The 12,052-nt window shown below is 50.5% G+C and carries 11 protein-coding genes; 7 read left to right on the plus strand and 4 right to left on the minus strand.

From position 1 onward, the window contains the following. Positions 1–17: 17 nt before the first annotated feature. The 3 genes from ACEN2G_RS00515 (at position 18) to yaaA (ending at position 3,053) form a co-directional block, all read left to right on the plus strand. Positions 18–1,055: a type IV pilus twitching motility protein PilT gene (locus ACEN2G_RS00515; RefSeq protein ID WP_442019495.1), complete on the plus strand. Its 1,038-nt coding sequence runs from the start codon at positions 18–20 to the stop codon at positions 1,053–1,055. Between the two features lie 12 nt (positions 1,056–1,067). Further along, positions 1,068–2,180 carry a PilT/PilU family type 4a pilus ATPase gene (locus ACEN2G_RS00520; protein ID WP_442019496.1) on the plus strand — a complete coding sequence of 371 codons (1,113 nt, stop codon included), beginning with the start codon at positions 1,068–1,070 and terminating at the stop codon, positions 2,178–2,180. A 99-nt stretch (positions 2,181–2,279) separates the two neighbouring features. Beyond that, positions 2,280–3,053: a peroxide stress protein YaaA gene (gene yaaA / locus ACEN2G_RS00525; RefSeq protein ID WP_442019497.1), complete on the plus strand. Its 774-nt coding sequence runs from the start codon at positions 2,280–2,282 to the stop codon at positions 3,051–3,053. Positions 3,054–3,503: 450 nt separating this feature from the next. On the opposite strand, the gene ACEN2G_RS00530 is transcribed toward yaaA, so the two are convergent. Beyond that, on the minus strand, positions 3,504–3,641 hold the full coding sequence (locus ACEN2G_RS00530) for a hypothetical protein (protein ID WP_442019498.1): 138 nt from the start codon (positions 3,639–3,641) through the stop codon (positions 3,504–3,506). A gap of 186 nt (positions 3,642–3,827) precedes the next feature. Next, the gene (srmB, locus tag ACEN2G_RS00535; protein WP_442019499.1) at positions 3,828–5,189 is read right to left on the minus strand and encodes an ATP-dependent RNA helicase SrmB; all 1,362 of its coding nucleotides are present in this window, start codon (positions 5,187–5,189) and stop codon (positions 3,828–3,830) included. Positions 5,190–5,261: 72 nt separating this feature from the next. Between srmB and ACEN2G_RS00540 the strand changes: the two genes are divergently transcribed. Together ACEN2G_RS00540 and brnQ are read left to right on the plus strand one after the other, a co-directional pair. Continuing rightward, entirely contained in the window at positions 5,262–5,984 is a 723-nt protein-coding gene (locus tag ACEN2G_RS00540; RefSeq protein WP_442019500.1) for a tRNA1(Val) (adenine(37)-N6)-methyltransferase, read from the plus strand. 178 nt (positions 5,985–6,162) lie between these two features. Then, positions 6,163–7,473 carry a branched-chain amino acid transport system II carrier protein gene (gene brnQ, locus ACEN2G_RS00545; protein WP_442019501.1) on the plus strand — a complete coding sequence of 437 codons (1,311 nt, stop codon included), beginning with the start codon at positions 6,163–6,165 and terminating at the stop codon, positions 7,471–7,473. Between the two features lie 117 nt (positions 7,474–7,590). Here the strand turns inward: brnQ and fldB are convergent, their stop codons facing one another. After that, on the minus strand, positions 7,591–8,106 hold the full coding sequence (fldB, locus tag ACEN2G_RS00550) for a flavodoxin FldB (RefSeq protein WP_442019502.1): 516 nt from the start codon (positions 8,104–8,106) through the stop codon (positions 7,591–7,593). A 65-nt stretch (positions 8,107–8,171) separates the two neighbouring features. On the opposite strand from fldB, the gene xerD reads away from it, so the two are divergent. Together xerD and recJ are read left to right on the plus strand one after the other, a co-directional pair. After that, positions 8,172–9,059: a site-specific tyrosine recombinase XerD gene (gene xerD, locus ACEN2G_RS00555; RefSeq protein ID WP_442019503.1), complete on the plus strand. Its 888-nt coding sequence runs from the start codon at positions 8,172–8,174 to the stop codon at positions 9,057–9,059. Between the two features lie 655 nt (positions 9,060–9,714). Then, complete coding sequence (gene recJ, locus ACEN2G_RS00560) at positions 9,715–11,448, plus strand: single-stranded-DNA-specific exonuclease RecJ (protein ID WP_442019504.1); 1,734 nt, start codon at positions 9,715–9,717, stop codon at positions 11,446–11,448. 227 nt (positions 11,449–11,675) lie between these two features. Here recJ and ACEN2G_RS00565 read toward each other — a convergent pair whose 3' ends face one another. Next, positions 11,676–12,002 carry a c-type cytochrome gene (locus tag ACEN2G_RS00565; RefSeq protein WP_442019505.1) on the minus strand — a complete coding sequence of 109 codons (327 nt, stop codon included), beginning with the start codon at positions 12,000–12,002 and terminating at the stop codon, positions 11,676–11,678. Positions 12,003–12,052 lie beyond the last annotated feature (50 nt).

A 12,052-nucleotide genomic window follows, 5' to 3' on the forward strand; every position in this document is an offset into this window, starting at 1 on the left:
GGCAAGAGGGACAGATAATGGATATTACGGAACTATTGGCGTTTAGTGTAAAGCATAATGCCTCGGATCTGCACCTGTCTGCGGGCGTACCGCCACAAATCCGTGTGGACGGTGAGGTGCGTAAGATTAACTTGCCCGTTTTAGAGCACACCGAAGTACACCGTTTAGTGTACGAAATCATGAATGACCGCCAGCGCAAAGAGTTTGAAGACGACTTAGAAGTGGACTTCTCCTTTGAACTGCCCGGCTTGGCGCGCTTTCGTGTTAACGCCTACCACCAAGCGCGCGGGGCCGCCGCCGTATTTCGGGTGATCCCCAGTGACGTGCTGAGCTTAGAGCAATTGGGTGGCCCGGAGATTTTTCGCCGCATCGCGGAATATCAGCGCGGCTTAGTGTTAGTGACAGGCCCCACGGGCTCGGGCAAGTCCACCACCTTGGCGGCCATGGTCGATCATATTAATGAAAATTATAATAAGCACATTTTGACCATCGAAGATCCGATTGAATTTGTGCACAGTAATAAGAAATGCCTGATCAACCAGCGTGAAGTGCACAGAGACACCCACTCTTTTAGTAATGCGCTGCGCTCCTCATTACGTGAAGACCCCGATATTATCTTGGTGGGCGAGCTGCGCGACTTAGAAACTATTCGTTTGGCACTGACTGCCGCCGAGACCGGCCACTTAGTGTTTGCCACCTTGCATACCTCGTCTGCTGCTAAAACCATAGACCGTATCGTGGACGTGTTTCCGGGCGCCGAAAAAGCCATGGTGCGCTCCATGTTATCTGAGTCATTGCGTGCCGTGATCTCCCAAACCCTATTGAAAAAGCCCAATGGCGGACGCGTAGCGGCCCATGAGATAATGCTGGGCACGCCAGCCATTCGTAACTTGATCCGCGAAGATAAGGTGGCGCAAATGTATTCGGTTATCCAAACCGGCATGGCGCACGGTATGCAAACCATGGATCAATGTTTGAAGCAGTTGGTTAACAGTGGTCTGGTGTCCGCCGTGGATGCGCGCACTAAAGCCGCCGATCCCCAAAGTTTTCAGTAAGTGGAGCAGTTGATGCAGTTAACTCCTTTTTTGCAGGCCATGGTGGAGCAACAAGCGTCGGACTTGTATATCTCGGTAGGCGTGCCAGCCACTATCAAGAGTCATGGCAATTTAGTACCTATTGGTGACACTAAGCTCAGTGCTGCGGATGCCTTGGCATTGGTTGAGTCTTGTATGACGCCTGAGTTACATAGCCGTTTTCATCAGACTAAAGAGGCTAACTTTGCCATAACTGATGAGCAGCACGGTCGTTTTCGGGTCAGTGCTTTTTGGCAGCAAGAAAAAGCCGGCATGGTGATCCGACGCATCGAAAGCAAGATCCCCACCTTTGAGGAGCTTTACTTACCCGATAGCCTGCGCGAAGTGGCCATGGCCAAACGCGGTTTAGTGCTGTTTGTGGGCGGCACAGGTACGGGTAAGTCGACCACGCAAGCGGCCATGATAGGCCACCGTAATCGTCATGCAGACGATCATATTTTAACCATCGAAGATCCGGTGGAATTTGTGCATCAGCATGAACGCTCTATTATTACTCAGCGCGAAGTGGGCATAGACACAGAATCCTTTGCCGCCGCCCTAAAAAGCTCACTGCGCCAAGCGCCGAACGTGATCTTAATCGGTGAGATTCGCGATGAAGAGACCATGGGTTATGCCTTGGCCTTCGCCGAAACCGGGCATTTATGTATGGCCACCTTGCATGCTAATAATGCCAACCAAGCGCTGGATCGCATCATGCACCTAGTGCCCGAAAGTAAGCATCGCCAGTTACAGTTTGATTTATCCTTTAACCTGCGCGCCATAGTGGCTCAACAGTTGATCCCTACCCGTGACGGTGGCAAGCGCCGTGCCGCCTTTGAAGTGCTGTTTAATACGCCTTTGATGGCGGACTTAATCCGCAAGGGTGAGCTGCACCGTTTGAAAGAAGTGATGAGCAAGTCTCGTGAGCAGGGGATGCAGACTTTCGATCAGGCGCTATTTGATCTTTATAATCAAAATCAAATTGGTTACACCGAAGCCTTGGCCTATGCAGATTCGGCCAACGATCTGCGTTTGATGATCAAGCTGCAAGGCGGTAACACTGGGCTGGACGCGGGATTATTCGATAACGTGACCATAGAGTCGTGATCCTCAAGTAATGCGAGGGATGAAAACCGTCTGTACTTTATTGCTCAGGTTGCATGCTTCACGTAATAACATTTTTATAATAATCATTTAGAGGTAGTCATGCTGATCGTCGTTTCCCCTGCTAAAACCTTGGATTTTGATACGCCACCCGTAATTTCTACCTTCACTCAGCCGCAGTTATTGGCAGAGTCGACATTGCTGATTGAGCGAGCTCGGCAACTCACACCTGCGGACATTGGCCAGCTGATGAAGATCAGCGACAAGCTGGCAGGCTTAAATGCGGCGCGCTTTGCCGACTGGCAACCCGACTTTACACCCGACAACGCCAAACAAGCGCTATTGGCTTTTAAAGGCGATGTGTATACGGGGCTAGATGCAGAAAGCTTAAGCGCGAAAGACTTTGAATTTGCACAGCAGCACCTGCGCATGCTCTCCGGTTTATACGGTTTGCTGCGGCCGCTAGATTTAATGCAGGCTTATCGGCTAGAGATGGGCACTAAGCTCGTAAACGCGCGCGGCAAAGACTTGTATCAGTTTTGGGGAAATATCATTACCGATAAGCTCAATGAGGCATTGGCAGAGCAGGGCGATAACGTGCTGATTAATTTAGCTTCTAACGAATATTTTAAGGCGGTGCAGCCTAAGCGTTTGGCGGGGCAGATCATTACGCCTGTCTTTAAAGACTGCAAAAATGGCCAGTACAAAATCATTAGCTTCTACGCCAAGAAGGCGCGCGGCTTAATGACGCGCTACATCATTCAAAACCAGTTAACACAAGTGAGCCAACTGACGGCCTTTGATACGGACGGTTACTACTTTGTGGAAGCCGAATCCACGGCCACCGAGCTGGTGTTTAAGCGCGAAGAACAGTAGCCCGCAGGGCGTTAGAGCATTCGGTAAGAAAAAAGTAAAAAAATGTGAACCTTCTAGCCAGCTGCCGCTCTGATATTACGTGCTTACTGAATTTGAAACTCTCTCTTCATTTTCATTTTTGACCGGCTCTCGTGGGCCGGTTTTTTTATGCAATTTTTATGGTTAAGCACTTTTATTGATCAGTAGGAGCGAGTGATGGCTGACTGTCATTGAGTACTTATTTGCCGCTTTTTATAAAAATAATTTAAAAATCTGGAACCTTTAGTAAAGAGGGCGCTCTGATATTACGTGCTTACTGATTTTTGAATACTCTCTTCTTCATTTGCATTTTTTGACCGGCTCTATGAGCCGGTTTTTTTATGCTTATTTTATAGAAGAAAGCAGGTGAAGCGAGAAGGGGTAAATATAGCCTTTCTCGCTTTCGGTGGTTTCAACCCGGGGCTTTTCGGCTTACGTATCTCTGTGACGACGGCCCTCAAGCAGGCGACGTTGTTCGCTCTCAGGTTGCGAACGTAGCAAGTCGCGGCGATCCAGCGTCTGTCTGCGATAACCCTGGCGTCGTTCTGGTCCGGTATAAAATCGCAACATACGGCTCATTCCTTAAGCGTTAAGGTATCTTGCTGTTAAGCATAGTCAATATGGCTAAATGCATTTAGTTACTTACTCGTTATGCCACGCAAAACAAAGCAGTACCTAACCACAGTCGTATAAAGCAAAACAGGCACCCTAGGGTGCCTGTTTTGGTCAGTCAAGCTTGGCTAAAGCGCCAACTTGCTATTCGTCGTCGTCCTCATCATCCCAGTCGAGCACGGGTGCGGCTTTCTTCTTGGGCTTAGGGATCACGGCTTCACCGGGTTTGGGGCCTGCCCACTTTGGTTTACCCTTGGCCTTAGTATCACGCAAGCGCACTTTTTCTTTCTTCACCGGCTCTGCGATTTTTTTGCCTTTGGTGTCTTTGCGTTTGCGAGAATTGACCTTGGCTTCTTTATGCTGCGGTCTGAGTTCATCGATAACGCGGCGTTTCAGCTGCTCTTCAATGTACTTTTCAACGCGCAGCAGCAGCGGCATATCGTGCGCTTCAATTAGGCTGATGGCGGTGCCTTTTTGCCCAGCACGGCCGGTACGGCCAATGCGGTGCACGTACACGTCTGCGGTGCGTGGCATATCGTAGTTAATCACGTGGCTCACTTCCGGTAAGTCGATGCCGCGCGAAGCCACGTCGGTGGCCACTAAGATATTGACCCGACCGATACGAAAACGGGACAGCGCTTCAATGCGCTTTTCTTGCTCCATTTCACCGCGCAGCCACGCATTGTGTAAGCCTTCTTGCTGTAGGCGGCTGGCCAGCTCCATTAAGCGGTCGCGGGTTTTAACAAATATGATGCTGCGTGTGACATCCTCTTGGCGCAACAGGTGCAACAGGATGGCAAATTTATGCTCGGGGTTATCGGCTAAATGCACCCATTGGTTGATCTTTTTGCGCTCGCTGCGCGGTGGCTCTGCGGTCAGTTGTACCGGATCCTTTAATAGGTCCGCAGCAAAGCTCATTAAGCCTCTGCCTTCTAACGTCGCAGAAAACAGCATGGTCTGGCGGCGCCAGCGCGCCTCGGCGGCAATGCGGTCTACATCTTTGATAAAGCCCATGTCCAGCATGCGGTCGGCTTCATCTAAGATCAGCATTTCGATATCGCGACAATCAAAAGACTCATTGTCTATGTACTGCAGCAAACGGCCAGTGGTGGCCACTACAATATCTGTAGTCTTGGTCAGGGCGGGCAGGTGCTGACTTTCATGCACGCCACCGGTAATCACTTCCACTCGTAGGGCGGTGTGCTTCACGATTCTTTTCGCGTCTTCGCCAATCTGTATCGCCAGCTCACGGGTGGGCGTTAAAATCAGGATCCGAGCTGGGCCGGCATTGCGGCGTGGAAAGTCCAGCAGGTGTTGGCAAATCGGCAATAAAAATGCCGCCGTCTTGCCGGTGCCGGTCGGGGCAGATGCCATTATGTCCCGTCCGCTCATGGCTTCGGGGATGACTTGGCTCTGAATAGTGGTCGGTTTTGCATAGCCCATGTCAGCCAGTGCGCGGACCAGGACGGAGTCCAGTTCCAGTTGCTCGAAGGTCATACTGCTCATGATCGGTCTCGTCAGCCTACTAAAAGGCGGTATTATAAGTGAATTGGAACAAAAATACCTGACAGGATCAGCATGAGTAGTCGAGGTTTTACCTTTAAGCAGTTTCACATCAATCATGACCGCTGTGGGATGAAGGTGGGCACAGATGGCATCTTGCTCGGCGCTTGGGCGCCATTAGGCAAAGCACGGCGTATTTTAGACCTAGGCACCGGCTCTGGTCTGGTGGCACTTATGTTGGCGCAAAGAGTGCAGGCAGAGCGCATTGTGGCTGACGTTGAAATCGTTGGTTTAGAGTTAGATGCGGCGGCGGTACGCCAAGCAGCAGAAAACGTGGCAGCCTCGCCTTGGCCCAGTAAGGTGTTGATTGAACAAGGCGCAATACAAGACTATCAAGCCGCAGGCTTTGATTTAATCGTATCGAATCCGCCTTACTTCGAGGCGGGTCAAGTATTTGACTGCGCCGCCCGCGGCCAAGCTCGTCACACGGCAAGCTTAAGCGTGGCGGAATTGTTTATGCATGCTAAGCGTTTATTAGAGCCAGAGGGGCGGGTGGCGTTAGTTTTGCCACTGCAGGCCTTGGCCATGGCCTTGAAGGAGGCCGAGTTAAATGACTTGCATTTAGTAGAGCGACAAGACGTTTATACTAAAGAGGGGAAAGAGGCTCAGCGTTTTTTACTGTTGTTTTCTAGCGTTAAATGCTGCGAAATTAATGAAAAACTAATAATTAACACTGTAAATCTCGGGCTTAGCGACACATATGTGGATTTGGTGCGGCCATTCTATCTAAAGATGTAAGTTTTGCTTTGCATCTTTATTACGCACCATTATGCTAATAAGCAGCTCGGCGGCTGTCAGATACTCGCACTTTGTAGCAATACGCTCATAGTTAGTTCTGGTGGCAAGTCGTACCATCATACTCGTTTGACTACAAACGAAGCTCGCATTATGCCAGCTGCCGCAAGAGGTTTTTTTTGTGAATAAGTCATTATCCACCTTCGATATCATGGGCTTAGGTTTTATGACCTTTGCCTTCTTCTTAGGCGCCGGAAACATTATTTTTCCGCCGCTGGCCGGCTTTTTAGCCGGTGAACATTTGCCCAGTGCTATGGGTGGTTTTTTGATAACCGCCGTAGGCTTGCCGCTGGTTACCTTAGTGGCTGCAGCCATGGCAGGCGGTGGTTTACCGACTATGGGGCGCTATTTGCCGCCCGTGGTGGTGACGATTATGGCCACGGCGATCTTTATTATTATCGGCCCCGCGTTTGCCGCCCCCCGAACCGGTTTAGTCGCCTATGAAATGGGTCTAAAGCCATTTTTAGTGAACCCCACGCAAACCACGCTCACCTTGTATACCATTTGTTTCTTTGGCTTAGTGCTCTTGTTATCACTCAACCAAGGTCGTTTGCTGGATGCGGTTGGTAAGATACTGACACCTATTTTATTGTTATTGCTGATTGGCTTGGCGATTGCAGTGTTTGTTAATCCGCAAGGCACACAGCCATCCGTAGATGAGATCTATTTGGCTCAGCCGTTCGTGAAAGGTTTTCTCGAAGGCTATAACACCATGGACACCTTTGCCGCGCTGATGTTTGGTATGCTGATTTTGGATGTGTTACGCCAAAAAGGCGTGACCGACAAGCGTGCTCAGTCTCGCTACTTGGTGATAGCGGCCCTAATTGCCGCCGCAGGCTTAGGCTTTGTTTATGTATCGCTGTTTATTTTAGGCGGCACCAGCTTAGGCGTGGTGGAGTCGGCCGATAATGGCGGCGAAATCATCAGCGCCTATGTGTTATCGCTGTTCGGTGCTCCGGGTCTGTGGATTTTAGCCGCCATCGTCACCTTGGCTTGTCTGACCACGGCGGTGGGCTTGGTCTCGGCCTGTGCGGATTATTTCTTGCGTTTAACCGGCAAACTTGGCTATCGCCGCTGGGTCGTGATCATGGCGGCGCTGTGCACCTTGGTGGCAAACGTGGGGCTAACTACGCTTATCTCTTTGTCGGTGCCGGTATTAGTGGCCTTTTATCCGGTGGCCATCGCCTTGGTGTTAGCCACTTATTTACAGCCTTTTATGCGCTCACCCGTGTTGGCTTATCGCCTTATTTTGGCGGTGGCGTTAGTATTTGGTTTAGTCGATGGCTTGACCGCGGCTGGGCTAGATATGAGTGCGTTTAACTTCCTGCCTATGTTTGATATTGGCATGGCGTGGGTATTGCCGACCATAGTGGCGTCCATTATTGGTTTGGCGTTATCGACACCTAAGCGTAATTTGCCCGCACACGGTTAAGCTACGGATGCGAAAAAAGGCCTGCAGAGATTGCTCTACAGGCCTTTTTTATGGCTGGCGCCGGGTAAAGTGACGTTCACTTTCTTAGCTTCTAGCTTCTAGCTTCTAGCTAGAAGCCTAGATCGCCGAAATTTCTTCTAAAATCTGCGCCACCCAAGTTTCAATGCGCGCATCTGTATCGTCATATTGATTAGCTTCATCTAACGATAAGCCGACGAAGTAATCACCGTCTGCGGTTAGCGCCTTAGAGGCTTCAAACTCATAGCCAATATTCGGCCAATAGCCCACCAGCGTCGCGCCACAGGCTACCACTTTGTCGTGCAATAAACCGAGGGCGTCTTGAAACCATTCGCCGTAACCCAGCTGATCGCCCATGCCAAACAGTGCCACCACATGGCCGGTTAAGTCCAGACTATCTATGTCGTCCCAGCAAGACACCCAATCTTCTTGTAGCTCGCCAAAATCCCAGGTAGAGATACCAAAGATCAGAATAGGGTAGTCTTGGGCGCGCGAGAGCGGCACATCCTTGATATTATGCAAATCGACTAGGTCTGCGCCGAGTTGCTCGCCAATTTTTTCGGCGGCCATTTCTGTGTAGCAGGTGGTTGAACCGTAAAATAAACCTATGTTCATGGGATACCGTGAGTGCAGTTGCCAATGGCGTTATCATAACAGAAGCAGGAAGCGGTGGAGTCATAATGAGTTATCCATTAATCGAACAATTTATTGATGCACTCTGGCTAGAAAAAGGCCTGTCAGATAACACGCTGGCGTCCTATCGCAGCGACTTAAGCCATTTTGCGCGCTGGTTAGACAATGAGGGCGACAGTCTGGTCGCGGTTGAAGGCTTAACTCTGCAACAGTATCTAGCGCACCGATTAGATTTAGGTTTTAAAGCCAGCAGCACGGCGCGCATGCTCAGCGTGTTACGCCGCTTTTTTCAGTATCTGCATCGCGAGCAATTACGCGTCGACGACCCCAGCATCTTAATTGCCGGCCCTAAGTTGCCCAAACGCCTACCCAAAGACTTAAGCGAGCAACAGGTGTTAAATCTGCTCGATGCGCCAGAAGTCGCCGATCCATTAGAGCTGCGCGATAAAGCCATGTTGGAGCTGCTCTATGCCACGGGGTTGCGGGTGACAGAGCTAGTGAGCTTATCCATGGAAAGTATCAGCTTGCGCCAAGGGCTAGTGCGCGTCACCGGCAAGGGTAATAAAGAGCGCCTTGTGCCCATGGGTGAAGAAGCGCTGCATTGGTTGGAGCGCTACTTAAAAGAAGCCCGTGCATTTTTGTTGGGCGAGCAGCCATCGGACGTGGTGTTTCCGTCGCGCCGCGCGCGGCAAATGACTCGCCAAACCTTTTGGCATCGCATCAAAATCTATGCGCAGCGCGCCGGCATTAACAATGACTTATCGCCCCATACGCTGCGCCATGCCTTTGCCACGCATTTATTGAATCACGGGGCCGACTTGCGCGTGGTGCAAATGCTGCTCGGTCACTCCGATTTATCCACCACGCAAACTTACACCCACGTGGCTACCCACAGACTCAATGCCCTGCATCAAGAGCATCATCCGCGGGGATAAGCATCGATCACCTAGCTAAAGACAAAAGACTACCTGATTACGTATGAACCTCAGCCATAATGCACCCTGTTGCGGTTTGTTCTTTGTAGCAGCCAATTTATTCGGCTGGCCAGCTTTGCTGGCTGTTACTGAGGTTTAGATTTAGACCAAAACACCAAACCGGGCCGAATAAATTGGCCCCTACAAGGTCAAAACACCAAACTGAGCCTCATATTCTTTACCGAAGAGGCGGCACCTCCCTGTAACCTATTGAATTAATTGGTGCTGAACTCACTGAAACATGGCTGATCTTTGTGGGTAATCAGGAAAGACTAAAGATTTTTTTTGCAACGAAATCCACGAAAAATAGAGATTAAATCTGAAAGATTTTAATGATAAGAACTTAGCTAAAGTAATGCAGTGCTCTGATATCGTTATTTTTTTTCTCTTAACAAATAAGGTCGTTTAGCAATTTTCGAACTTATCTCATCTTAATTTTTTCATGTTCTTTCGCGGGTTTCGTTGCAGATATGTTTTGATCTGTCTCGTCCTCTTTACTCCTCAGCATTCACTCATCACTGCGGCAAGCTTAATTGCAAAATTGCGGTGCTGGGGGTAGTGTTGCCTTCCTGTTTAAATAACCAGTACTCATGTGATAGCCCCTATGCCAGCCTCTATGACCACACCTTCTCGGCTCAACATTCGCCGTCGTCCAAACGTTGATCACCAATTGCCTAGTGACTTGCCCGCTATTATTCAGCGGCTTTATGCCAGCCGTGGTGTGGTAAGACCTGAGCAACTTAATTTAGGTGCCAGCACCTTACTCAAGCCCGAATTTAAGGGCATGAGTGAGGCAGTCAAAGTCTTAGTACAAGGTATGAGCGATCAGCTGCGCATAGTGATAGTGGGCGATTTTGACTGCGATGGTGCCACTAGCTCGGCGCTGATGGTGCATGGTTTACGCGCCATGGGCGCGCAACATGTGCAGTATTTGGTGCCTAATCGTTTCGATTATGGCTATGGCTTAAGCCCACAAGTGGTGGACGAAGTGGCCGCTATGGGCGGCGAGCTTTTAATCACAGTCGATAACGGTATTTCTAGCATCAGCGGCGTGGCGGCGGCTAATGCGTTGGGCATGACGGTAATAGTGACCGACCACCACTTGCCCGGCAATGACGTGCCGGATGCGGCGGCTATCGTTAATCCTAATCAGCATGGCTGTGATTTTCCGTCGAAAAACTTAGCCGGCGTGGGCGTGGCCTTTTATTTATTGCTGGCGCTGCGTGCCGCACTCACAGAGCTTGGCTGGTTTACACGCCTTGGCATTAGTGCCCCTAATATGGGTGAATATTTGGACTTAGTGGCGCTGGGTACTGTGGCCGATGTGGTGGCGTTTGATGCCAATAACCGCGTGCTTGTGCATCAAGGTTTGCAGCGCATGCGCGCGGGGCGAGTGCGACCGGGCATTCAAGCGTTAATCGATATCTCGCAGCGCAATCAGTCGCGTTTAGTGGCCAGTGATTTGGGCTTCGCGCTTGGGCCCAGGCTTAATGCGGTGGGGCGGCTCGATGATATGTCGATGGGCGTGGCCTGTTTGCTGAGCGAAAACTTAGATGAAGCGCGCAAGCTGGCCGCCATGATGGACGACCTTAACCGCGAGCGAAAAGCCATAGAAGCCAGCATGCAAGATGAAGCACTGGCCACCCTCACCAAAATTCATATCAGCGATGGCGAGCTGCCGAGCGGCTTGGTGTTGCATCAAGACGATTGGCATCAAGGCGTGGTGGGTTTAGTGGCCTCGCGTATTAAAGAGCGTTATTACAGGCCGGTGATTGCCTTTGCCGAAGCCGGTGATGATGAGCTAAAAGGCTCGGGCCGCTCTATTCCCGGCGTGCATTTGCGCGACTTATTAGAAGAAGTCGACCGCCAATATCCGGGGGTGATCGATAAGTTTGGCGGCCACGCCATGGCGGCGGGTTTATCGTTGCGTAAATCTGCACTGGCGCCGTTTAAGGCGGCCTTTGAAGGCATTGTTGCCGATTGGGTGAGCCCTGAATTATTGGCCGGAGAAATTGTCACAGACGGCGAGTTAGAAAGTACTGAGCTGACTTTACCCTTGGCGGAGCAATTACGCGGCGCCGGCCCTTGGGGGCAGTCTTTTCCTGAGCCATTATTCGACGGCGATTTTCGCATTATTAAGCAGCGCTTGGTGGGCGAGAAGCACCTTAAATTAGTACTGAGCTTGGGCGAGGGCCGCACCCTGCTTGATGCGATTGCCTTTAACGTAGACCTTAAAGTTTGGCCAAACGCCGGCATTAATCAGGTGCAGTTGGTGTATAAGCTGGATATTAATGAATGGCAGGGCAAGCAATCGCTGCAGCTGCTGGTGGATAAGATAGTGCCGCTGTAATTAATTGTGAAGGGTGAAGCGTAAGGTGTGAGACGAAAACCCACACGCGAATATCTGTTTCAGCATAAGTACGTAAAAAGCACCGAGCCTTTAGGTTCGGTGCTTTTTTATTCTCTCTAAACGTCGCGCCATTGGCCAATTTTCTCATGACCTCTGTCATTAATGTGGCTGGCGGTGTTTTTTTGCTGCTAAAGCATGGTAGCGCCTCACACCTCACACCTCACACGCTACAGTGCGCTGTAATGCGCCGCTATGTCGGCAATATCTTGATCGCTTAAGTTTGCCGCTTGCGGTGTCATCATAGCTGCCATGCCTTCGGTGCGCTCACCGGCGCGAAAGGCTTTGAGCGCGCTTTCAATAACGGCGGCATCTTGACCAGCCAGCTTGGGATAGATAGCGACGCTTGGCACACCTTCAGCACCATGGCAGGCGGCACAGGCGGCCACTTTACCGGCACCCGCCGTGGCATCACCTGCTGCATTGACCACACCCGAGTGTGCCATTACGCCGAAGAATAGGCTGAGCGCTAAACTTGAAGTCCATTTTTTAAACATAATATATTCCTTAATCCGTGAGCCAATGCTTTCTTAAATGATTGATAGTT

The organism is Oceanisphaera sp. W20_SRM_FM3 (assembly GCF_052119705.1).
Taxonomy (GTDB): domain Bacteria; phylum Pseudomonadota; class Gammaproteobacteria; order Enterobacterales; family Aeromonadaceae; genus Oceanimonas.